Origin of the sequence: Providencia sp. PROV236 (assembly GCF_033676985.1) — a bacterium.
Lineage (GTDB): Bacteria > Pseudomonadota > Gammaproteobacteria > Enterobacterales > Enterobacteriaceae > Providencia > Providencia manganoxydans.
In genome coordinates this window covers 260,070-284,853 of sequence record NZ_CP096297.1, presented here as the reverse complement: position 1 = coordinate 284,853, position 24,784 = coordinate 260,070, and the positions used below count along the sequence as shown (strand labels likewise).

General features: G+C 41.5%; 20 protein-coding genes. 8 read left to right on the top strand and 12 right to left on the bottom strand.

Annotated features, from left to right (window positions below; translation table 11 throughout):
• Positions 1-9: 9 nt before the first annotated feature.
• Both ascF and ascB read left to right on the top strand, forming a co-directional pair.
• Positions 10-1,461, top strand: a complete 1,452-nt coding sequence (gene ascF, locus M1E96_RS01210) for a PTS cellobiose/arbutin/salicin transporter subunit IIBC (RefSeq protein ID WP_319067880.1) — start codon at positions 10-12, stop codon at positions 1,459-1,461.
• Between the two features lie 21 nt (positions 1,462-1,482).
• A complete protein-coding gene (gene ascB / locus M1E96_RS01205; protein WP_319067882.1) occupies positions 1,483-2,913 on the top strand; it encodes a 6-phospho-beta-glucosidase in 1,431 nt (476 codons plus the stop codon).
• Positions 2,914-2,990: 77 nt separating this feature from the next.
• On the opposite strand, the gene typA is transcribed toward ascB, so the two are convergent.
• Positions 2,991-4,814 carry a ribosome-dependent GTPase TypA gene (typA, locus tag M1E96_RS01200; protein WP_140179675.1) on the bottom strand — a complete coding sequence of 608 codons (1,824 nt, stop codon included), beginning with the start codon at positions 4,812-4,814 and terminating at the stop codon, positions 2,991-2,993.
• Positions 4,815-5,233: 419 nt separating this feature from the next.
• Between typA and M1E96_RS01195 the strand changes: the two genes are divergently transcribed.
• Positions 5,234-6,001, top strand: coding sequence for a PadR family transcriptional regulator (locus M1E96_RS01195; protein ID WP_349485633.1), 768 nt, complete (start codon positions 5,234-5,236; stop codon positions 5,999-6,001).
• A gap of 67 nt (positions 6,002-6,068) precedes the next feature.
• Here the strand turns inward: M1E96_RS01195 and M1E96_RS01190 are convergent, their stop codons facing one another.
• On the bottom strand, positions 6,069-7,250 hold the full coding sequence (locus M1E96_RS01190; protein ID WP_140179678.1) for a S9 family peptidase: 1,182 nt from the start codon (positions 7,248-7,250) through the stop codon (positions 6,069-6,071).
• A gap of 405 nt (positions 7,251-7,655) precedes the next feature.
• Here M1E96_RS01190 and M1E96_RS01185 point away from each other — a divergent pair, with 405 nt between their 5' ends.
• The 4 genes from M1E96_RS01185 to glnG all read left to right on the top strand — a co-directional run bounded on the left by M1E96_RS01185 (position 7,656) and on the right by glnG (position 13,080).
• The gene (locus M1E96_RS01185) at positions 7,656-8,414 is read left to right on the top strand and encodes a tetratricopeptide repeat protein (protein ID WP_337979741.1); all 759 of its coding nucleotides are present in this window, start codon (positions 7,656-7,658) and stop codon (positions 8,412-8,414) included.
• A gap of 591 nt (positions 8,415-9,005) precedes the next feature.
• Positions 9,006-10,415 carry a glutamate--ammonia ligase gene (gene glnA / locus M1E96_RS01180; protein WP_272580499.1) on the top strand — a complete coding sequence of 470 codons (1,410 nt, stop codon included), beginning with the start codon at positions 9,006-9,008 and terminating at the stop codon, positions 10,413-10,415.
• Between the two features lie 178 nt (positions 10,416-10,593).
• On the top strand, positions 10,594-11,643 hold the full coding sequence (gene glnL / locus M1E96_RS01175; protein ID WP_140179684.1) for a nitrogen regulation protein NR(II): 1,050 nt from the start codon (positions 10,594-10,596) through the stop codon (positions 11,641-11,643).
• 9 nt (positions 11,644-11,652) lie between these two features.
• Positions 11,653-13,080 carry a nitrogen regulation protein NR(I) gene (gene glnG / locus M1E96_RS01170; protein ID WP_140179686.1) on the top strand — a complete coding sequence of 476 codons (1,428 nt, stop codon included), beginning with the start codon at positions 11,653-11,655 and terminating at the stop codon, positions 13,078-13,080.
• Positions 13,081-13,133: 53 nt separating this feature from the next.
• On the opposite strand, the gene M1E96_RS01165 is transcribed toward glnG, so the two are convergent.
• Positions 13,134-14,009, bottom strand: coding sequence for a LysR family transcriptional regulator (locus M1E96_RS01165; protein WP_140179688.1), 876 nt, complete (start codon positions 14,007-14,009; stop codon positions 13,134-13,136).
• 174 nt (positions 14,010-14,183) lie between these two features.
• On the opposite strand from M1E96_RS01165, the gene ampC reads away from it, so the two are divergent.
• Positions 14,184-15,326: a class C beta-lactamase gene (ampC, locus tag M1E96_RS01160; RefSeq protein WP_272580500.1), complete on the top strand. Its 1,143-nt coding sequence runs from the start codon at positions 14,184-14,186 to the stop codon at positions 15,324-15,326.
• 39 nt (positions 15,327-15,365) lie between these two features.
• On the opposite strand, the gene hemN is transcribed toward ampC, so the two are convergent.
• From hemN to pstA, 9 genes are all read right to left on the bottom strand, one after another.
• Positions 15,366-16,739 (bottom strand): oxygen-independent coproporphyrinogen III oxidase, encoded by a 1,374-nt coding sequence (gene hemN, locus M1E96_RS01155; protein ID WP_272580501.1) that lies wholly within the window; start codon positions 16,737-16,739, stop codon positions 15,366-15,368.
• A 245-nt stretch (positions 16,740-16,984) separates the two neighbouring features.
• Positions 16,985-17,512 carry a Der GTPase-activating protein YihI gene (yihI, locus tag M1E96_RS01150; protein WP_272580502.1) on the bottom strand — a complete coding sequence of 176 codons (528 nt, stop codon included), beginning with the start codon at positions 17,510-17,512 and terminating at the stop codon, positions 16,985-16,987.
• A 177-nt stretch (positions 17,513-17,689) separates the two neighbouring features.
• Positions 17,690-19,024 carry an NCS2 family permease gene (locus M1E96_RS01145; protein WP_369427336.1) on the bottom strand — a complete coding sequence of 445 codons (1,335 nt, stop codon included), beginning with the start codon at positions 19,022-19,024 and terminating at the stop codon, positions 17,690-17,692.
• Positions 19,025-19,232: 208 nt separating this feature from the next.
• On the bottom strand, positions 19,233-19,985 hold the full coding sequence (locus tag M1E96_RS01140) for an amino acid ABC transporter permease (protein ID WP_070929460.1): 753 nt from the start codon (positions 19,983-19,985) through the stop codon (positions 19,233-19,235).
• 1 nt (position 19,986) lies between these two features.
• The gene (locus M1E96_RS01135) at positions 19,987-20,739 is read right to left on the bottom strand and encodes an amino acid ABC transporter permease (RefSeq protein WP_070929462.1); all 753 of its coding nucleotides are present in this window, start codon (positions 20,737-20,739) and stop codon (positions 19,987-19,989) included.
• Between the two features lie 72 nt (positions 20,740-20,811).
• Positions 20,812-21,642, bottom strand: coding sequence for an ABC transporter substrate-binding protein (locus M1E96_RS01130; RefSeq protein WP_369427335.1), 831 nt, complete (start codon positions 21,640-21,642; stop codon positions 20,812-20,814).
• A gap of 719 nt (positions 21,643-22,361) precedes the next feature.
• Positions 22,362-23,075, bottom strand: a complete 714-nt coding sequence (gene phoU / locus M1E96_RS01125) for a phosphate signaling complex protein PhoU (RefSeq protein WP_070929466.1) — start codon at positions 23,073-23,075, stop codon at positions 22,362-22,364.
• A 13-nt stretch (positions 23,076-23,088) separates the two neighbouring features.
• Positions 23,089-23,865: a phosphate ABC transporter ATP-binding protein PstB gene (gene pstB / locus M1E96_RS01120; RefSeq protein WP_070929468.1), complete on the bottom strand. Its 777-nt coding sequence runs from the start codon at positions 23,863-23,865 to the stop codon at positions 23,089-23,091.
• 37 nt (positions 23,866-23,902) lie between these two features.
• Positions 23,903-24,784 carry a phosphate ABC transporter permease PstA gene (gene pstA / locus M1E96_RS01115; protein WP_070929470.1) on the bottom strand — a complete coding sequence of 294 codons (882 nt, stop codon included), beginning with the start codon at positions 24,782-24,784 and terminating at the stop codon, positions 23,903-23,905.

Below are 24,784 nucleotides of genomic sequence, written 5' to 3'. Positions count from 1 at the left end.
ACCTTACTCATGAAAAATAATAATGTAGATATATCCCTACAGATCCTTGAGGCATTAGGGGGATCTAAAAATGTGGTAGCGGTAACTCACTGTATGACTCGTTTACGTTTCGTACTGCTCGAAGATAATGTGGTTGATACCGCAAAGTTAAAACTGATCTCTGGTGTGCTTGGTGTAGTAAAAAGTGAGCGACAATGCCAAGTCATAATCGGAAATACGGTTGCTAAGACCTATGCAGATGTATTAAAGCATTTAGATGAAAATGTTAAATCAGCAGCCGTATCGACCAGAAAAAATAAAATAACCTTGAAAAGCGTTTTTGCCGGAATTTTAGATGCCTTAATCGGCATTATGTCACCACTTATTCCAGCAATAATTGGCGGTTCAATGGTTAAACTACTCGCGATGACACTTGAAATGGCGGGTTGGTTAGACAAGACGTCTTCTACACTGATTATCCTTAATTTAATTGGTGATGGTGCATTTTTCTTCTTGCCTGTAATGGTGGCTGCTTCCGCGGCAAAAAAATTCAATACCAACATGTCGTTAGCAATTGCTATTGCTGGGATTTTAGTCCATCCCTCCTTTATCAGCCTAATGGAAAAGGCCGCTCAGGGGCAATCCGTTGACTTTATGGGAATACATCTCACGCCAATGAAGTATACCTATACGGTTATTCCTGTAATGGTAATGACATGGCTACTTTCCTATATTGAAAGAGGGATCGACCGTATTACACCAGCGGTGACAAAAAACTTCTTAAAACCGATGTTGATCATACTTGTTGCGGCTCCAATAGCGATCCTGCTAATCGGACCAATAGGGATTTGGATTGGTAGTGCCATTTCTTGGTTGATATATACCATACACGGGTATTTGGGCTGGCTAGCGATTGCCATCATGGGCGCTATATGGCCACTCTTAGTGATGACAGGTATGCACCGCGTATTTACCCCTACAATTATTCAAACCATCGCAGAGACGGGGAAAGAAGGCATTGTTATGCCGTCAGAGATTGGTGCCAACCTCTCTCTGGGTGGATGCTCTCTTGCAGTGGCTTTACGCACAAAAAACCCAGCGCTACGTCAAACAGCACTCGCTGCCGCTGCGTCAGCAATTGTGGCAGGTATCTCTGAGCCCGCATTATACGGTGTAGTAATACGGCTTAAACGCCCTTTAATCGCATCGCTTATAAGTGGGTTTATCTGTGGTGCAGTCGCTGCTATCGGCGGATTAGCTAGCCATTCAATGGCTTCACCTGGCTTATTTACTAGCGTCCAATTTTTCGACCCGCTCAACCCAATCAGCATTGTTTGGGTTGTTGCCGTCATGATCCTCGCCATTGTGCTCTCATTTGTCATTACGCTTATTCTTGGTTTCAAAGATATTCCTATCGAAGAAGAACATAACGAGCAGAGCAGTACAACAGGATCCGCAACACAAATTAATCTAGCGAAATAGTATTAATCAGCTGAGGTAGATATGACAAAGACAGTATTTCCAAAAGGCTTTCTGTGGGGAGGTGCAATAGCGGCTAATCAGGCTGAAGGAGCTTATCTGGAAGAGGGTAAAGGGCTGAGTACCGTGGATGTGATCCCCTATGGTGAAAAACGTCTTAATGTAAAATTAGGTTTAGATACGCGGTTCCAAGTGTATGATGATGAATATTATCCTAGTCATCAAGCAATTGATTTTTATCATCATTATAAAGAAGATATTGCTCTACTCGCTGAAATGGGGTTTACCGTATTTAGGACCTCAATTGCATGGAGCCGTATATTTCCGAAGGGTGATGAAAAAACACCAAATAAACAGGGACTCAAATTTTATCATGACCTGTTTACTGAATGTAAAAAATACAACATTGAACCATTGGTGACTTTATGTCATTTCGATGTACCAATGCATTTGGTTCGTGAATATGGTTCTTGGTACAACCGTAAAATGGTGGAGTTTTTTTGTCATTACGCTCGTACTTGCATCAAGGAATTTAACGGCTTAGTAAAGTATTGGTTAACCTTCAATGAAATCAATATCGTGCTGCATAGCCCATTCTCTGGCGCAGGGCTAGTATTCAAAGAAGGGGAAAATAAAGAGCAGGTGATATACCAAGCTGCACACCATGAGCTGATCGCTAGCGCATTGGTCACTAAAATCGCTCATGAAATAAACCCAGAAAATCAGATTGGTTGCATGCTAGCGGGTGGTAATTTCTATCCATATAGCTGTAAACCCGAGGACGTTTGGGCTGCACTGGAAAAAGATCGTGAAAATCTTTTTTTCATTGATGTTCAAGCACGAGGTGCTTATCCATCCTATGCGAAAAGAATGTTCCGAGAGAAAAATATCGAAATTATTACCGAGCCAGGCGACGATGAGATCCTTAAAAACACTGTAGATTTCGTTTCTTTCAGCTACTATGCTTCACGATGCGCTTCAGCAGAGATGAATAAAAATAATTTGAGTAAAGCTAATCTGGTTGAATCACTTCCAAATCCATACATTTCTACTAGCGAATGGGGCTGGAACATAGACCCACTAGGTCTGCGTATTACCATGAACACCCTATATGACCGCTATCAAAAACCGCTGTTTCTAGTAGAAAATGGGCTTGGAGCAAGAGACTTGATGAATGATCAGGGTGTAGTTGACGATGATTATCGCATTAATTATTTACGTGCGCATATTAAAGAGATAGCAGAGTCGATTGAAGATGGCATTCCTATAATTGGATATATTTCATGGGGCTGTATTGATCTCGTTTCGGCATCTACTGGTGAAATGAGTAAGCGCTACGGTTTTATCTACGTTGACTTAGATGATAAAGGAAATGGTTCTCGGAAACGTACACCCAAAAAATCATTTCATTGGTATAAGCAGGTAATTGCCAGTAATGGCAGTAGCCTAGAGTAAGCCGCCAAACATGATATGTTTGCCAATAGTTTGAAAGCGCCCAATTAGGGCGCTTTCTTAATAAAAACTAATAATAATTAGTCTTCTTTTGAACGACTTGCACGACGGCGATCGTTCTCTGTCAAGTGACGCTTACGCAGACGAATTGACTGTGGTGTAACTTCCACTAATTCATCATCATCAATAAACTCAAGTGCTTGTTCCAGAGTCATTTTGATTGGTGGTGACAAAGTGGTTGCTTCATCAGTACCTGATGCACGCATGTTAGTCAGTTTTTTACCTGTTAAGCAGTTAACTGTCAGGTCATTGGAACGTGAGTGAATACCAATGATTTGGCCTTCATACACTTCAGCACCATGGCCTAAGAACAATTTACCGCGATCTTGCAGGCTGTACAGAGCGTAAGCAACTGCTTTACCTTGACCATTTGAAATCAACACACCGTTTTGACGGCCACCGATTTCACCTGGGCGAACATCGTCATAGTGGCTGAATGTTGAATACAGTAGACCTGTACCTGAAGTCATTGTCATGAATTCAGTACGGAAGCCAATCAAACCACGGCTAGGGATGATATAGTCAAGACGTACGCGGCCTTTACCATCTGGCATCATGTCACGCAGATCACCTTTACGCTCACCCAATGCTTTCATAACGTCGCCTTGGTGCTGCTCTTCAACGTCTAAGGTGACTTGCTCAAATGGCTCTTGTTTACGTCCATCAACCTCACGGTAAATAACTTTAGGACGAGACACTGCCAACTCAAAACCTTCACGACGCATGTTTTCGATCAGAACAGATAAGTGTAGCTCACCACGACCAGAAACACGGAATGCATCAGGATCTTGAGTTTCTTCAACACGTAACGCTACGTTATGAACCAGTTCTTTGTTCAGACGGTCAAGGATCTGACGAGAAGTCACGTATTTACCTTCACGACCACAGAATGGTGAGGTGTTAACGCAATAGAACATGCTAACTGTTGGCTCATCAACTGCTAACGCAGGCAGTGCTTCAACATTACCAACGTTACAAATAGTGTCAGAAATATTCAGTTCACCTAAACCAGTTAGAGCAACAATGTCGCCAGCTTCTGCTTGTTGAGAATCGATACGCTCTAAACCTAAGTGAGTCAGAACTTTACCAATTTTACCGTTGCGAGTTTTACCTTCGCTATCAATCACAGTGACTTGTTGGTTAGGTTTCACAACACCACGTTTAATACGACCAATACCAATAACACCTAAGTAGCTATTGTAATCTAATTGGGAAACTTGCATCTGGAAAGGACCTTCCAGATCGACTTTTGGCGGCTCAACGTGTTCCACAATAGCTTCGTATAGTGGAGTCATGTCTTCTGCCATATCAGTGTGATCAAGACCCGCAATACCGTTTAATGCAGAGGCATAAACGATAGGGAAATCAAGTTGCTCATCCGTCGCACCTAAGTTAACGAATAAGTCGAATACTTGGTCAACAACCCAATCAGGGCGCGCACCAGGGCGGTCAACTTTGTTAATAACAACAATTGGACGCAGACCGTGGTCAAACGCTTTTTGCGTTACGAAGCGAGTTTGCGGCATTGGGCCGTCCATCGCATCAACCACCAGTAAAACACAGTCAACCATAGACATAACGCGCTCAACCTCACCACCGAAATCGGCGTGGCCTGGGGTGTCTACGATATTGATGTGATAACCATTCCATTGGATAGCGGTGTTTTTAGCAAGGATGGTAATACCACGCTCTTTCTCCAAGTCATTGGAGTCCATAACACGCTCATCGACAGTTTCACGTTCACCGAACGTGCCCGATTGCTGCAATAATTTACCAACCAGTGTTGTCTTGCCATGGTCAACGTGAGCGATGATGGCGATATTTCTTAAGTTTTGAATTGACAAGGATTTTTACCGTTTAATTGACAGGAAAGGAATATGCTTTATTAAGCCTATGTTTATTAGGAAGCATACTTTCTACGTTAATTTGCTGTTATTTTACACGTTTTTCCGCACAAGTGGAATAAATGTGAAACTCATCACTGTATAAAAAGTTTTTAACTAAAAAACATTCAGTTGCGTAACAAACGCGGAATATAGCAGAAAATAACTGGTATCAGTACTGATAAATCACAAAGTAACAGCATAATACGCTATATCGTCATGCTTATCAGCTAAAAAAAAGAATAAAAAATAGACTTTGTTTTTGAAAGTTTATTTTTCGACCCTTTTTGGACATTTAGATATATCTAAATTGACCAATTAGATATATCGGATTATATTTATCATAAATCAATTCGATATATCTAAATAAGGAGAATTATATGCGAATTCATTCTTGCCGTCATGTTTATCATTCACGCCATGAAGACGGACATGGTCACCAATGTTGTCATGGCGAAGGTCATGGACATGATGACGGTCGTCATTGTCACGGCGAAGGTCGTGGACACGGTGAAGGTCGTCACTGTCACGGCGAAGGTCGTGGGCATGGTAAAGGTCGTCACTATCACGGCGAAGGTCGTGGGCATGGTGAAGGTCGTCACTGTCACGGCGAAGGTCGTGGGCATGGTGAAGGTCGCCGTAAAGGTCGTGGACTACGCCGTTTATTCGATCACGGTGATTTACACATTATGGTACTTTCGTTGGTCGCTAAAAAACCAAGCTATGGTTACGAAATCATTAAAGATATTCAAGAAGCTTCTAGTGGTCTTTATGTCCCAAGCCCTGGTGTCATTTACCCTACTCTCACGTTACTTGAAGAACAAGGTTTTCTTGAATCAGAAATCGTAGAGCGTAATCGTAAAAGCTTTAAGATCACCGCTGAAGGTGCTGAGCACTTACAGCTTAACCAAGAAACGGAAGCAACAATTTTTCGTAAACTCGCAAAAGCACGTGATATGCAACACGGCGGCAATTTAGCTGAGGATATCGAAATGGCGGTTCATCGTTTCAAAGCACTATTACGCCATAAAATGGTACTCAAGCAGCTAAATGAAACACAAACTCGCCAAATAGCCCAGATCATTAATGATGCTGTACAACAGATAGAGCAAGTCAATACTCTGCTCACCGACCATGATGTTGAATAGCTATATTATTACCCTGACTATCAGCCTTGTATCTACCATATAGCAATACAAGGCTGGTCATTTCTATTTATAGCTTAGAGGCTTCGCAGCCCAATAACCCATTCTCTTTTACAGTTTCATTCATTAACTCAGGTGAGCTAATTTTTTGTATAAAATCAAATGTGTTCTTCTTCGAAGCATCAATCACCGAGCGATGAGTCTGCCCTGCATATTCTTTATATAATACGTTATTGCCGCTGTTGCACAGTGCCTGCATCATCTGTTTCGTTGTTTCTGGTGTGACTGTTGTTTTATCTTCTGAGCCTTGGATGAGTAAAACCGGCACATTTAATTTTAAGGAGGATGGATCTTGTGCTAATAAAAACCGTTTAACCTTATCCAAATCCGCACCCTCTTTTAAGTATTTACCCTGAGGCAATGGTTTTAATGCAGCCAACTCCCCTACACACATGTGTTGCGCCGCATCAAACTGAGGCAATATCGAGTTATCTGCAAGCTTATTAATGTCTATTGATGGGTCTGTCGCCTTCGCACCAAGCACAGTGACAGCAATAAAGAATTGTGCCTCTTTAGGCGCAGAGCCCTCTGCAACTGACTCAATAAACTTGAGTACTCCAGGCCCGACTGGTGCAAGCGCTACAGCACCTTTTAGCGGGTATTTTTCATTTGGTGGTAAACTTGCAGTCCACAATACAGCACCACCACCTAAACTATGTCCAACTGCCACCCATTCATTTGCCAAATTTTCAGGAAGTTGATGAGCCGCAGAAACGATGTCTGCAATATTATTCGCATTGCTTTGCCCATTCAGCTCTAAACGCGGACCATCAGCCCCCCACCTAGCATAATCAGTACGCAGTACAGCATAGCCATGTGCCAACGCTGTATTCAAATAAGCATCTCTATCAGGGTTATTATCTAGCGAAGGCGAGCACTGTGGGGCGACACCTGTTGTCCCATTTCCCCAGCTCAGAACAGGATAACCCTTTTCAGGTGCGGTGCCTTTCGGTATCGCAATGCGGCCAAAAACGGTAACAAGCTCATTATTTGGTGACGTGGAAAGATAAGAAATAAGATATTCTTTTTCTGCGTTCTCATAGCGGGTGCCTGAATCTAATAAGCGGCTAGTTAATAACTGCCCTGCCTTTAAATTATCCGAAACAGCAGGAACTGCATATAGACAAGCAAGCATCAGTCCTAAGAATAAGAACAATTTCGATTTAATGTGCTGATAGATGCCATTTAGCATTATATGTTCTCTTTAAGTGAATTAAATTTAGCCGTTTTAAGTTTTCTCCTATACGACCTATGATTGTAATTTAATGATATAATTACATTTACTGTAGCTTTGCTATTTTTATCAACGAGGCTCCTACAAACGAACAAAAAATAGCCACCCCAAAGTTAACATTTAATTAACAATTATTTCAACCTACAGGTGTCACATAAAAAGATTTTTTATTTGGTGAGCGATAAACTATCAAATACATCATTAAATGACTAAATCAATACGTTTTAGGCTAGATATTTTTATTATTTTTTGTTTATACACTTAATTGAAAAATATAAGATAAATCAAATTATATATTCGGAAGAGCCTATGTTTTCTATAAAAAAAAATTCAACTCTTTTTTTGATATCGTTGATGTTAGTGATGAGTACTCAATCTTATGCTTCTAACACAGATGCCAGTATAAAAATAATAAAATCCTCTCTCTCAAGCTTTCAATTATATATTGGAAATTATTATCTTGTTAAAAATCACTATTACTCTAAAAAATATTATTTATTATCAGCCGAAAATGGAAATTCCGAAGCTCAAACAACTGTAGGTGATCTTTATATAAAAGGAGAGTTATTTGCCACTGATTATAAAAAAGCCATGAAATGGCTAATGAAGGCATCTGAAAGTAATAATCCTAAAGCTCAAGCCTATATTGGTTACTTGTATAGTCAAGGTTTAGGCGTTGAAAAAAATTATGATAATGCATTAAAATGGTATTTAAAATCGGCAAAACAAGATTTTGGATTAGCGCAAAATAATATCGGCTCTTTATACTATGATGGTAATGGAGTACAACAAGACTACCAAGCGGCAATGGAATGGTATCAAAAAGCAGAAAAAAATGGCTATACAAGTTCAGCAAATAACATAGCCTATCTCTATCAACACGGTTTAGGCGTAGATATTGATTACAAAAAGGCGATGGAATGGTATTTAAAATCCGCATCTAAAAATGATGCTGGTGCTATGTATAATATTGGTTACCTATATGAAAAAGGGCTTGGCGTACCTGTAGATATCGAAAAAGCTAAAGAGTGGTATGATAAAGCTTATTCATTAGGATTGGATATCGCTAGATCCAGACTAAATTTATTAAAAATAAAAACACAAAATAAGCATGATAGTTGAATCATATTTAATATGTTTTTTATAGAAATAAAAATGATTACCTAATGAGTAAAATAACAATTTAATTATCGCTTAATAATCAATCCTAGAATAACTAACATACTTACATCTTATTTAATAAATACATTCACTCAAAATAGACGATTGTTAAGTGATTAAACGCTTTATATGCACTATAAATGTTCCCCTTACATGATTGCGCACCAAATTAGTGCAATAAAAACCACAAAACGCACCAAATCGGTGCAATAAGCCCCATTTATTATCTGACTCATTTGCCATAACCTTGTAATACCCAGTATTCCCGCGATTTTAAAAAGTTGGCATGGTTTTCGCTTATACTTATTAGTGAGAAAGTTACATCTTAAATAATTAAAGCTGAAAAGCCCAAAAATAACTGCACAAAGTAACACCATTATATACTCTACATAATTCGAGGTGCAGCTAGGCGACAAGTGAATGAGTCGCTAGGAGCATACATAAGTCTGTGACTGGCGCGCGAATGAGCGTAACTCAACAACGCTGCAACTTGAAGTATGACGAGTATATGTGGTTATTTTGCAGACCCCGACCTGACCAGGAGAGCCGACGATGTCCGCAGAACACGTTTTATCGCTGATAGAAGAGCACAAAGTAAAATTTATCGATTTGCGTTTTACTGATACAAAAGGTAAAGAGCAACATATCACCATCCCTGCTCACCAAGTCAACGAAGATTTCTTTGAAGAAGGTAAAATGTTTGATGGTTCATCAATTGGTGGCTGGAAAGGCATCAACGAATCTGACATGGTACTGATGCCAGATCCATCAACAGCGATGCTTGACCCGTTCTTCGCTGATCCTACACTAATTATTCGCTGTGACATTCTTGAGCCGGGCACCATGCAAGGCTATGACCGCGACCCACGTTCAATTTCTCAACGCGCTGAAGATTTTCTGCGTTCAAGTGGCATCGCGGATACCGTTCTGTTTGGCCCTGAGCCTGAATTCTTTATCTTTGATGACATCCGCTTCGGTAATAGCATGCATAATAGCTTCTACCAAATCGATGATATCGAAGCAGCTTGGAACACTGGCACTAAATATGAAGGTGGCAACAAAGGCCATCGTCCGGGTGTTAAAGGCGGTTATTTCCCAGTACCACCCGTCGATTCCTCACAAGATCTACGCTCTGCAATGTGTACCACGATGGAAGAAATGGGCTTAGTCGTTGAAGCTCACCACCATGAAGTTGCCACAGCAGGCCAAAACGAAGTGGCATGCCGCTTTAATACGATGACCAAAAAAGCGGATGAAACCCAGATCTATAAGTATGTTGTGCATAACGTCGCTCACGCTTATGGTAAAACAGCAACCTTTATGCCAAAACCATTAGTTGGTGATAACGGCTCAGGTATGCACTGCCATATGTCGCTGTCAAAAGATGGTATCAACCTGTTTGCGGGTGACAAATACGGCGGTTTATCTGAAATGGCACTGTACTATATTGGCGGGATCATCAAGCATGCTCGCGCACTGAATGCCTTCACGAACCCTACAACTAATTCATACAAGCGTTTAGTTCCGGGTTATGAAGCACCCGTTATGTTAGCTTATTCTGCGCGTAACCGCTCTGCATCAATCCGTATCCCTGTGGTTGCAAGCACCAAAGCACGTCGTATCGAAGTTCGCTTCCCAGATCCAGCAGCAAACCCATACTTAGCGTTTGCAGCACAGCTAATGGCTGGCCTTGATGGGATCATCAACAAGATCCACCCGGGTGATGCAATGGATAAAAACCTGTATGACTTGCCACCAGAAGAAGCAAAAGAAATTCCAACTGTGGCTGGCTCATTAGAAGAAGCATTAGCTGAATTGGATAAAAACCGCGAGTTCTTAACCCGTGGCGGTGTTTTCACTAATGATGCTATTGATGCTTATATCGAGTTGCTGCGTGGCGACATTCAACGTGTCCGCATGACGCCACACCCATTAGAATTTGAAATGTACTACAGTGTGTAACACGCCGTTCCACTGTTAGTCTTTGTTGCCGTGAAACATTTGCCCCATCTTTGATGGGGCCTTTTCTCCCTCACGATTTTTTGCAGGCAACATTTAATTGACCGTATCCTGATTCAAATTGCAGCTTTGTTGGGTAAATCAAGTATAATGCACCAAAATAGTGCAGGAGCAGAATTACATGAAAACCGAACATTTGCCAGCACCAGAGTACATCCTTGATTCACTGTTAAACAGCGTCTTAATCGTTGATTATGACCTAGTGATCCATTACGCCAATCACGCTGCACTGCAAATCCTCGCACAAAGCCAACGCAAAATATATGGTACTCCATTACCTGTACTCTGTAGTTATTGTTCATTAAATGATGAGTTAATGATTAATAGCCTAAAGGAAGGTCATAGCTTTACAGATAATGAGGTCACCTTAGTATTTAATAATCATTCCCATGTAATGTCGTTAAGCGCGCAGCCTTTTTCAGCACAATTTATTTTGCTGGAGCTTTCCCAACTCGATAGTCAACGCCGCCTCAGCCAAGAGCAGGCACAGAATGCTCAGCAACTGGCAGCAAGAGAGTTGATCCGCGGTCTAGCCCACGAAATTAAAAATCCATTGGGTGGATTAAGAGGTGCAGCTCAATTGCTTGCTAAAGCGTTACCTGAACCCCAACTTAATGAGTATACCCAAGTCATCATCGAGCAAGCTGATAGGCTAAGAGCCTTGGTTGATCGGTTGCTCGGCCCACAATACCCCGGGCCAAAAACACAGCAAAGTATTCATCATAGCGCTGAAAATATTGCTCGTTTAGTTTCATTAGAAAAACCAGATAATGTGAATTTGATCCGCGATTACGACCCTAGTTTGCCTGATCTGGAATACTATCCAGATCAAATAGAGCAAGTTCTACTAAATATTATTCGTAATGCCTTACAAGCACTCGCAGATACTGGTGGTACCATCACACTACGCACACGCACTGCTTTTCAAGTTATGTTGCAAGGTGAACGTTATCGACTCGCTGCACGTATTGATATTGAAGATGATGGACCGGGGATCCCACTGTCTCTCCAAGATACGCTGTTTTATCCGATGGTCAGCGGCCGAGCGGGAGGTACTGGACTCGGTTTATCTATTGTACACAGCTTAATTGATCAACATTCAGGCAAAATTGAATTTACCAGTTGGCCCGGTCATACCGAGTTTTCTATTTATCTGCCAATTAAAAAATAGGAGGTGACAATGCAACAGGGAAAAATTTGGGTTGTTGATGATGACAGTTCTATCCGCTGGGTGCTTGAAAGAGCACTTAATAGCGCATCATTTCAATGTACCTGTTTTGATAGTGCCGATAGTGTCCTTGAGGCCTTAGAACATGGCCAACCTGATGTATTGTTATCAGACATTCGCATGCCGGGTGTCGATGGTTTAGCGTTACTCAATCAGCTAAAACAATCTCACCCACTGCTACCTATTATTATTATGACCGCACACTCTGATCTTGATGCAGCGGTCAATGCTTATCAATCAGGTGCTTTTGATTATTTACCCAAACCTTTTGATATCGATGAAACCGTTGCTTTAGTTGAACGTGCGTTAAGCCATAGTCGAGAGCAAAATCACATAGAAAAAGACAGTAAACTAAAGACTGACAGCGTATCTTCCACCATGATTGGTGAAGCACCCGCGATGCAGGATGTTTATCGCATCATTGGTCGCCTCTCTCGTTCATCGATTAGTGTCCTTATTAATGGCGAGTCAGGTACCGGTAAAGAGCTCGTTGCACATGCCCTACACCAGCACAGCCCACGTGCTAATGGGCCTTTTATTGCGCTTAACATGGCTGCGATCCCCAAAGATTTGATTGAATCCGAACTGTTTGGCCACGAAAAAGGGGCATTTACTGGGGCAACACAAGTCAGACAAGGGCGTTTCGAACAAGCGAATGGCGGCTCGTTGTTCTTGGATGAAATTGGTGACATGCCTTTAGATATTCAAACTCGGCTATTGCGCGTACTCGCTGAAGGGCAATTTTATCGTATTGGCGGTTATACACCGGTGAAAGTCGATGTACGGATTATTGCAGCAACTCACCAAGATCTCGAAAAACGGGTAAAAGAAGGCTTATTCCGCGAAGATTTATTTCATCGCTTAAATGTCATTCGAGTCCAATTACCGCCATTAAGAGAAAGAACTGAAGATATTCCACGCCTTGCCCACTACTTTTTACAAAATACCGCCAAAGAATTGGGGGTTGATAGCAAGGTACTACATCCAGATAGCCTGCATATTCTCCAACACTATTATTGGTCTGGTAATGTTAGACAGTTAGAAAATGTCTGCCGTTGGTTGACTGTCATGGCTGCCAGCCAAGAGATCCTCCCACAAGATTTACCAGAGGATTTATTAGATAATCGTCATCAAGAAGATGCAACGACCTCACCAATGCCTAGCAATGTGCCATGGTTTGAGTTACTTGAGCGCTGGACTCGAGATGCACTTGCCGATGGTAAAGAAAACTTACTTGCACAAACCACACCGTTAATGGAGCACACCATGCTGAATTGTGCATTGAAATACACCAAAGGACATAAGCAAGAAGCTGCACGTTTACTCGGTTGGGGCCGTAATACATTAACGCGTAAATTAAAAGAGTTGGGGATCGAATAAAGCCTCTATTTTCCAAAGTGAGAATGGCTTAACGATATTCGTTTGCTCGCCGATCATTTCACCTCAGCCAGTAGCCAATTTTGAAAAATCATCATGGCTGAGGTCACCGGACGTGATTTTAAACGGCTCAACCAGTACCCGCCAAGCGTCACACTCGTCTCAAAAGGTTGTACTAATGTTCCTGCACTGAGCTCATGTTCAAACATGCAACTAGGTGCTAAAGCGATACTGTCAGTCAATAATGCCGCTTCAACCATTAACCTTGATGAATCAAATATCGGCCCTTTGACGCGCCATGGTTCAAGATCGGCTGCAATCTGCCATTTTTCCCACTCATCTTTACGATAAGAACGCATCAAATTATGCTCTTTAAGATCTAAGGGATGACTGAGTTTGTTTGCGATTTTTTCAGAACACAGCACCGTATGAGCCGCCGAAAACAAAGGTGTATTTTCAGCTAATGGCCACAAGCCTTCACCAAAACGGATGGCAAAATCGACGCCTTCTGCGGCTAAATTGACCACGTTGTTATGCGTCATGATACGTAAATCAATATACGGATAAAGATCAGCAAAGGCCGCTAATCGAGGCAATAGCCAACCAACAGCAAATGTTCCCACGACCGAAACACTCAGCACCTCATGGTAATGACCATCTTCAAATTGCTGCAACAAAGACTCTATTTGATCAAAAGAACGGCTCAAAACGGGGAGTAAGGCTAACCCTTCATCTGTTAGCGCAAGTCCTCTCGGCAAACGAATAAATAATACCACTCCGAGTTGCTCTTCAAGTAAACGCACCTGTTGGCTTACTGCGGCCTGAGTAACACTTAACTCTAACCCCGCTCGCGTAAAACTTAAATGTCTCGCTGAAGCCTCAAATGCTCTTAAGGCATTTAAAGGAAGGCGGTGACGATAGCTATCTGTCATAAGTTTTTCTTTTATCTCATCGAATTTTATATCGTTTTAAATCGTTATTTAAAGTAGGCATACTTGATATCCACAGCAGGTTAACACCTATTTAAGAGACAGATTAAACTAAAATAGCAGCATACCTGAAATTCACTAGCAATAATTAAAACTTTTACTTTAACGGATAACTCTATGAAAACTATTTTTCGTCAGGGGCGGCTTTTTATCGCTTTAGGTTTAGCACTGACATCCCTTTCTGCTTCCGCGCTGACACAACAACAAGTTGATGACATTATTAAACCGCTAATGAAGCAAGAACAGATCCCAGGTATGTCTGTCGCTATTTCTGTTGATGGCAAACAACAAATCTTCCATTACGGCGTGCAATCAAGACAAACTCAAGTCGCCGTCAGTGATAAAACCCTCTATGAAATTGGTTCATTATCAAAAACCTTTACAGCCACCCTTGCTGCTTACGCGCAAACACAGGGAAAATTGGATTTCAACCAAAGGGTTAGCTATTACTTACCTGCATTAAAAAACAGCGCGTTTGATCGCGTAACTATAATGAATCTAGCAACACATACATCAGGATTATCATTATTTGTCCCCAATGGCGTAATAACCCATGAGCAATTAATAGCTTATTATCAAAAGTGGCTACCTGAGAAAGCAATCGGTGAATACCGCTCTTATTCAAACCTTGGTGTTGGCCTACTTGGGATCATCACAGCAAAACAACTCAATATGCCATTCTCTCAAGCGATGGAAAAAATGCTGCTACCATCACTGGGTTTGAAGCATACTTATGTCAATGTGCCAAAAAGCCAAGAGCAGTATTATGCACAGGGTTATAACAAGCAGGATCAGCCGGTACGGGTTACCCCTGAAATTCTGGATGCGGAAGCCTATGGTTTGAAGTCCAATGCTAAAGACTTGATCCGCTTTTTGGAGATCAATATGCAAACCACTAAGGTATCAAAACCTTGGCAAGAAGCGATTGAAGACACTCATACAGGGGTTTATCTGACAGACTCATTTGTACAAAATATGATGTGGGAAAGCTATCCATGGCCGGTCTCACTTTCACAATTACTGCAAGGCAATCGTGATGAGATGGCGTTAAAACCGCAAAAAGTTGAATTGATCAAACCCGTAATGGCACCTGAAATACGCGCCTATTACAATAAAACTGGATCAACCAATGGCTTTGCCACTTACGCAGTATTTATACCTGAAGAAAGAACAGCCATCGTAATGCTATCCAACAAATGGATACCTATTCCTAAGCGTATAACGGCTAGCTATCAGTTGTTAGAGAAAATCGATCGCTGATCGTTTGGAGGCTCCAAAATACTCTGGAGCCTCAGTCAATTAAATGACCCGAGAGAATTGGCGCTGACGCATTTGATTACGCAGATAAACATCGAAACACATACAAATATTGCGGATCAGTAAACGTCCTTGTGGAGTGACTTTAATGCCAGTCTCTGTCATTTCAACTAATCCATCCTCTGCCATTGGTTGTAATAATTGCAAATCTTCTGAGAAATAGGCTTTAAAATCGATTGGATATAACGCTTCGATTTGTGCAAAATCGAGTTGAAAATTACAGATCAACGTTTTAATCACATCACGACGTAAACAATCATCATCAGTCAGCACTAAGCCACGCCATAAAGCATGTCCTTGCTCTTCGACTTGCGCATAATACGTTTTTAAATCTTTCTGATTTTGCGCATAGTTATCCCCTAGCATGCTAATCGCAGAAACTCCGAGGCCTAATAGATCACAATTGCCTTGGGTGGTATAACCTTGGAAATTACGATGGAGAATGCCTTCACGTTGAGCAACAGCTAACTCATCTTGTGGCTTAGCAAAGTGATCCATACCAATAAATTGATAGCCCTCTGTTGTCAACGTCGCTATGGTTTCTTGCAAGATATCTAGCTTCTGCTGCGCATTAGGCAGATCTTCATCTTTGATTTTACGCTGCGCAGCAAACAAGTTAGGCAAATGCGCATAGTTAAATACGCTTAGGCGATCTGGCGAAAGCTCAATCACTTTTTTTAAGGTAAATGCAAAACTTTCTGGTGTTTGTTTTGGCAAACCATAAATAAGGTCAATGCTGGTTGAGGTGAAACCAATCTCTTTTGCTCGGTTAATCAGAGCAAAAATAAACTCTTCATCCTGTTCTCGATTGACTAAAACCTGAACTTGTTTATTAAAATCTTGTACCCCCATACTTAAGCGATTAAATCCTTCGCTGCGTAAGTGGTCAATCATATCGAGCTCGATTTCACGTGGGTCGATTTCAATCGACATTTCCACATCATCAGAAAAATGAAAATGTGTCTTCAATAAAGAGACTAAATGACTGACTTGGGTTTTATCTAAATAGGTTGGCGTACCGCCCCCCCAATGCATCTGAGTCACTGTACGATTTTCAAGCAGCGCCGCACGTTGGCTGATTTCTTTTTCAATCACTTGTAGATATTCATCAGCCTTATGTTTTTGCCGGGTCACCAACTTATTACAGCCACAGAAATAACATAATTTATGACAAAAAGGGATATGAACGTAGAGCGATAGCGGGTTATCAGGGTAACGTTGTGTTGCCGCAACAAATGCACTTTCATCATAGTTTTGGTTAAATTCAAGCGCCGTTGGATATGAGGTATAACGCGGCCCTGAATAGTTATATTTCTGGATAAGAGAAAGATCCCAAACGATATTTTGCTCTGACATTAACATTCCTCGATAGCGACAATTCCCACTTGGCGGATCGCACTTTATAAATTTTTATACCCTAATAATTTGAGATGCAGTTTTAAGTATGATGAATACATTGGCGAAATTATATTCATCATATCACAGAGTATAACGCGAGATTCATCACAGAGAGTTGACGTAGCACCAAACATGCTATCAATTGAACGAAATTCCATCAAAACTCCCCCAGCAGAGTTGCCAGAGGAGGAAGAAAAAGCAGATTACTTACTTTTTAAAATACGCATGATGTCATCGAGTTTTTCTTCATCTTCCTCTTCTTCATCATCCGTTAATTCAATACCTAAAATAGACATCAACTCATCAATACGATCTAAACAGGTATCAATGTACTCTTGCTCTTTCGCTGTCACCGTTTCGCCATCTTCTAAACGTGCTAACAAGCTGTCTAAACGATCATCTTGTTCTAGCATTTCCAGTTCTTGCTCTGGTGATAACTTCACTTTTTCTACAGGCTCTTTCACCTTCGCTGGACGCGGCACTGCCACTTTTTCTTCAGCAATCAAAGGAACTGGTTTTTTACTGCCAAGACGCGGGTCATTAACTTGATTTTGGCTAGCTGACTGACCATTAGCTGATTTTTCTTGGTAACGCGCTCCGGCTTTGTTACCGCGATGTTTTTTCTCGCGTTTACGCTCACGCCCTTCCGCATTCAGCTCTTCTTTAGACTTGCGGTACTTTTTCTTAGTTTTGCCAGCAGAGTTGCTCGCCGTTTTTTTGGGTGAATTCATGGTCTGATACCTTGATAAAGTCAGTTTCTGTTGCGGAATCTAGCAGGATCCCGCTAGCAGTGGAAGCTCTTGCGCAGCAATTAGAATATTTTTTTGCATTTTGCTTTTGTTCATTATAGCAAAACGGCTCTCATAACGAGAACCGTTTATCACGAAAGGCGTGGTAAGAAGAGATAATTAAGCGTCAACCAGAACCATTTTTAAAATAAATAAAATGGAAACTAAAATCACACACAGACCTAGGTCACGCCAGCGGCCAGTACCAATTTTCATCGCACAATAAGCAATAAAGCCTAATGCGATACCTTCAGTAATTGAAAAACTGAATGGCATCATCACCGCAGTAATAAATGCAGGTACTGATTCAGTTAAATCATCCCACTTAACACGGGTCAAACTGGATGTCATCAAGACACCGACGTAAATCAGTGCACCCGCGGTTGCATACGCAGGTACCATACCTGCCAGTGGAGAGATAAACATGGTCAATAAGAACAACACACCGACAACCAGTGCGGTTAAACCAGTACGGCCACCAACAGAAACACCCGAGGAGCTTTCAATGTAAGCGGTCACTGATGAAGTGCCCATCGCAGAACCCGCTACTGAACTTAAGCTATCCACATACAAGGCTTGTTTCATGCGTGGGAAAGTACCGCGTGCATCAGTAATTCCTGCTTTATCTGTCACGCCGATCATGGTGCCTGAAGAGTCAAATAAGTTAACTAACATAAAGGCAAAAATAACCCCTGATAGTGCCAGATCTAACGACCCCATAATATCAACTTGACCCACTACCGTTGTAATACTTGGTGGTAGAGAGAAAATACCATTAAACTGTACATCCCCTAGTGCAAGGCCGATCAATGTCGTGACCACAATCGACACTAATACTGCGGCATGGATATTACGCGCAGCTAGGATGGCAATAATGAAGAAGCCAAGCGCCCCCAACCAGACATTATGTTGAGTAAAATTACCAATAGAAACTAGAGTATCTGGATTCGCAACGATGATACCTGAGTTTTTTAAGCCCATCATGGCAATAAATAAGCCAATCCCACTAGTGATACCCACTCGTAGACTTAATGGAATGTTCGCAATGATCCAATAACGAATGCGAAATAAGGTTAAAATAAACAAGCCTATCGCACCCCAGAACACAGCCCCCATAGCGACTTGCCACGAATATCCCATTGCGCCAACAACCACAAAGGCAAAAAAGGCGTTAAGCCCCATTGCAGGCGCAACAGCGATAGGTAGATTTGCCAATAATCCCATTAGAATACTACCAATCGCCGCAATTAAGCATGTAGTCACGAATACCGCTTTGATATCCATACCTGCGACTGAGAGAATTTGTGGGTTAACAAAGACAATGTAAACCATCGTGAGAAATGTGGTAAAACCCGCAACGACTTCTGTTCTTGCCGTTGTACCGTGTTCTTGTAATTTAAAAACACGCTGAAACAGACCCTGCTGCTGCACAGAGCCAGAAGATTGATTACTCATGAAATATTGCGCCCAAAAAAAGTTTTTTTCGCCCTATCCTACAACAAACAAAACAAGAGTGTTACCGTTAAAATGCAAAAAAGAAAACGTTTGCGTAAATATAACCGATAGGAATGCGCTAACTCACTGATACAGAAAGGCGAATCAGAACATGCAGAAAAAAAAGAAATTTTAATGGCGACCATTCAAAGCCGCCATTAATGACCAATTAAGATAAGGCCAATAATTTTTGTCGACGCCAAAATAGCAAAGAACGCTTTATGGATGGTGCAGTGGATTGATTTTGACGACTTATTCGTTTTGCGACAAGGTTTGCAACAATTTCTAGCGTCAAACACATTATGAAATAGATAAACCCAACAAATAAAAATACTTCCATCGGATACACCATTTCACGATTATTGACTTGGTTAGCTAAGAATGACAATTCAGCAACCCCTACCACGTAAGCCAAAGAAGTATCTTTGATCAGGGCTACCCATTGATTAATAAATGATGGCACCATCATACGTAGCGCTTGAGGCAAAATAATTTGCCATAATACCTGCCAGCGACTAAAACCTAACGATAAACCGGCCTGCCACTGCCCTTGACCAATCGCTAAAATACCGGCTTTTACCGCATGTGCGAGATAAGCTGAAGTAATCAGAGCTAATGCACAAATCACCGACGTAATACCTGGAATATCAGCGTTAAAGACAATTGGCAGTAAGAAATAGGTCCAAAAAATCAACATAATGACGGGTATTGCACGGAAAAAACCTAAAAATGCAGCAAATAGGTTCATCCAAAAACCACGTAGCATCGCCAAAGCAACACCGCCCAGCGTACCAAGTATAATCGATGCAATACCTGCAATCAGGCTGATGATTAGAGTCAACAAAGCGCCTTCAATTGGTCCATCAGGAAAAGTACCAAATAACAGATACTGCCAATTTTGCTCTATTACAGAAAAATCCATTTTATACCCTCACCGCTAAATTACGTTGTGCTCGCCACTGCCCCCACGCTTCCATTACCGCAATAATGGCAATGTACAACACTGTCGCGATACCAAACGCAGTAAAAGTTTTGAGTGTTTGGCTATCGACTTGACGTGATACATAAGAGAGTTCTGCAACGCCAATTGCCATCGTTAATGAAGAGTTTTTTACCACATTCATGTATTGCCCTAACAAAGGTGGCATCGCAATCTTTACCGCTTGTGGTAACACAACGTACCTCATTGACTGCCATCCCGTTAAACCCAATGCAAAAGCAGCGTACTTTTGGCCTTGTCGTACACCACGAATACCTGAACGAATTTCCTCCGCGATAAAAGGAATGGTATATAACGTAAGCCCAACAAAACCGGCTAAAAACTCATATGATGGCCAACTCAAAGTGATCCCTAAAAAAGTGGCCTCATGGGGAGTATTTAACCAATCCATCACGTCAGGTGACAAAATATCACGTGATGCGAAGGCCCAAAAAAACAGTTGAACTAACAACGGTGTATTACGGAAAATCGAAATATAAATATTCACTATCCAACGCAATGGCGCTATTTGGCTATCCCTCGCCGAGGCAACCAAAAAACCTAATAGCGTTGCAGCCACAATGGTACAAACCGAGATCCAAATCGTCAGCAATAGCCCATAGCCAAACCATGTTAAATACTCGGGAGCCAAAAAATGCTGCGACAGAAATTCACCGCTAATAAATTTTTCAAACATAGATGCTGCCTTTGATAACCAACAACCCCGCTATTGATAGCGGGGTTGTTGTCACTGATTAAGAACTACAAATTACTTTTGCTGATCGAGCGGCGCGAATTTAAAATCACCGCGTGGTTGAGCAGCTTTTGTATCTGGGCCAAACCAGCGGTTATAAATCACTTCTGCTTGACCCTCTTTTTCGAGTTTCAATAACGCTTCATTGACGTTTTCAACTAGACGCTGTTCACCTTTAGAGGCTGCCAGCGCTTGATATTCGCGTGTAATACTGAATGGTAAAATTTCAAAATCCGCTTTTACTTTTTCAGGTAAATTACCTAATAAACCAACCAGTTTTGCATCATCTTGAGTGATTGCTTGCACATTACCATTACGCAGAGCAGCGAACGCCTGTGGAGTATCATCATAAGAAATCACTTTAGTATCAGGATAACGTTCACGCAGCGTCACTTCTTGAACAGTCCCTTTATCGGCACCGATACGCAGTGGCGCAATATCATCAGGGGTTTTTAACACGCCTTTACGAGCGATAAACTTCTGCCCTGTCGCAAAGTCAGGGATAGAAAAATCCACTTGTTTCGCGCGTTCATCAGTAATGGTGAAATTAGCGCCAATTAAGTCTACTTTACCTGAAGTTAGCAGTGGAATACGGTTAGCGGGATTGGTTGGACGCAGTTCTAATTTGACGCCAAGGTTATCAGCGATTGCTTGCGCGATATCAACATCGTAGCCCGTGAGTTTTTTGCTTTGTGGGTCAATAAACCCAAATGGTGGATTGCTATCAAACACTGCGACACGAATAACACCGGCTTGCTTGATGTCATCCAGTTTATCTGCCTTGGCAACGTTAGCCAGCAGCGCAAATCCTGCAAGTAATGCAGTAGTTAAAACACGAGCTTTCATTGAACACCCCTGACGGTAAATTTGTGTAAATCGACCATCTCAAGTTATCAAGGAAGCCTTATTTCTTGAAATACTATTAATTAATATATTTATAATAAAAAGGAATATGAGTATTGTGTTTTAAATCATGTCGCGCATTGCTGGCGAAGAGAACATAAAAAGTAAAATATAATTTACTTAAAGGCCGATAAGTTAATTATTTTTTACCTTAAGGGGATTTTATCTGTAGCGTAACCGAACGCTCTGATGGGGATGCACACAGAATTGAAATATTGGTGATATTGGTGATATTGGTGATATTGGTGATATTGGTGATATTGGTGATATTGGTGATATTGGTGATATTGGTGATATTGGTGATATTGGTGATATTGGTGATATTGGTGATATTGGTGATATTGGTGATATTGGTGATATTGGTGATATTGGTGATATTGGTGATATTGGTGATATTAATATTAAAATATATAACACTCTAGAAAATGAGAATAAAATAAATAAATCTAAATATGCATGCCCTAAATAGTTCGTTCTACAGCTAGGCGGCAAAAGAGCGAAGCCCTAGGAGCATACATAAGTATGTGACTAGGGTTCGCGATTGCAGCCAACAACGCTGTGGAGCGAAATATGACGGGCATATGGAACCCTAGGAGCATACATAAATATGTGACTAGAGTTCGTGATTGCAGCCAACAACGCTACGGCGCGAAGTATGACGGCTATTTTTTGGTCATCATTTTCTCTAGCTGATCCCCGCCTACATGCCTGAAATCTTGGCCTTTGACATAGTAGAATATAAACTCGCAAATGTTTTGGCAGCGGTCACCGATACGTTCGATAGAGCGCGCGCAAAACAACGCAGTGAGTACGCTAGGTATCGTTCTTGGATCTTCCATCATGTAGGTCATCAGTTGACGCACAATACCTTCATACTCTTGGTCAACTTTTTCATCTTCACGATAGATACGGATAGCTTCTTCCAGATCCATACGGGCAAAAGCGTCCAGTACATCATGCAACATTTGTACAGTATGTCGGCCTAATGATTCAAGGCTAACCAGCAGCGGTTGATGCTGATGAGAGAATTTTTCGAGTGCTGTTTGGCAAATTTTATCAGCCACATCACCAATACGTTCTAATTCAGCAATCGTTTTTGAAATTGCCATTATCAGACGCAAATCACTTGCCGTTGGTTGCCGTTTAGCGATAATTTTCACACATTCTTCGTCAATTGCCACTTCCATCATGTTGACTTTGTGGTCATTTTCGATAACTTCGCGTGCTAGAGCCTCATCCTGATTGTGCATGGCAGTGATCGCCTTGGTGAGCTGTTCTTCAACCAGCCCTCCCATGGTCATCAATTCAGTATGGATATGTTCCAGCTCAGCATTGAACTGCCCAGAAATATGTTTGTTGTGGTTCAGCGTATCCATAGTCGGCTCCATATCAACCGTAACGGCCAGTAATATAATCTTCAGTTTGTTTCATTTCAGGTGTGGTAAACATCTTGTCTGTTTCATTGAACTCAATCAGCTCACCTAAATACATAAAGGCCGTATAATCAGAACAACGTGCAGCCTGTTGCATGTTATGAGTCACAATCACCACGGTATATTCAGATTTTAACTCGCTGATCAACTCTTCAATACGTCCTGTAGAAATGGGGTCGAGAGCGGAGCATGGCTCATCCAGTAATAATACTTCTGGACGGATCGCAATACCTCGCGCAATACATAGGCGCTGTTGCTGACCACCAGATAAGCTATAACCACTTTGGTGCAACTTATCTTTTGTTTCATTCCACAGTGCGGCTTTAGTTAGTGCCCATTGAACACGCTCATCCATATCAACACGTGATAATTTCTCAAATAAACGTACACCAAATGCAATATTGTCATAGATTGACATCGGGAATGGGGTTGGTTTTTGGAATACCATACCAACTTTGGCGCGTAATAGAGCGATATCTTGCTTATCCGTCAGGATATTTTGACCATCTAACAGAATTTCACCTTCTGCACGCTGTTCGCCATACAGCTCGTACATTTTGTTAAAAGTACGCAGCAGCGTTGATTTACCACAGCCTGATGGACCGATAAATGCAGTGACTTTATTTTTTTCAATATCTAACGAGATATTTTTTAACGCGTGGAATTTTCCATAATAAAAGTTAAGGTCACGTACTTTAATTTTACTGTTTGCAATTTCATTTGCATTAATCATGGCTACTTCTCTCTATAATTCTTTATTCGATCCGGGTTTAGTGTTTTTTCTGAGCAAACACAACGCGAGCGATAATATTTATTAACAGGACACAGAGGGTGATCAACAGAACCCCTGCCCACGCCAGTTCTTGCCATTCAGAGAACGGGCTCATCGCAAATTTGAAGATAGTTACAGGTAGGTTAGCAATTGGCTCGCTCATATCTGTACTCCAGAACTGATTCGATAATGATGTGAACAGTAATGGGGCAGTTTCACCTGCGATACGTGCAATAGCTAATAAGATACCCGTAATGATCCCGGATACTGATGCTTTCAACGTAATAGATAAAATCATTTTCCACTTTGGCGTACCTAGCGCATATGCCGCTTCACGCAAGCTATCAGGTACCAATTTGAGCATGTTTTCTGTAGTACGAATCACGATAGGGATTTGCAATAATGCTAATGCAATCACCCCTGCCCAGCCAGAGAAGTGTTGAACTTGAGCAACAACGATAGTGTAGACAAATAGGCCAACAACAATCGAAGGTGCGGAGAGCAAAATGTCATTAATAAAGCGAGTGACAGATGCCAGCCATGACTTACGACCGTATTCAGCTAAATAGATACCCGCTAAAATACCGAGCGGAGTCCCTATCACAGTCGCCCATAAAATCAATAATCCACTACCTGCGATCGCGTTAGCCAGACCACCACCTTCAGTGTTTGGTGGAGGAGTCATTTCAGTGAACAGATTCAAGGACATACCATCAATCCCTTTTGTCACTGTTGAGAACAGGATCCAAACCAACCAAAACAGCCCAAATGCCATGGTTAACATAGAGACAAACAAAGCCATGCGGTTTACTTGGCGACGCCATGCTTGCCGGCGAGCACGTTCTTTGTCATTAACAATCATGTGTTGAGATGTCGACAT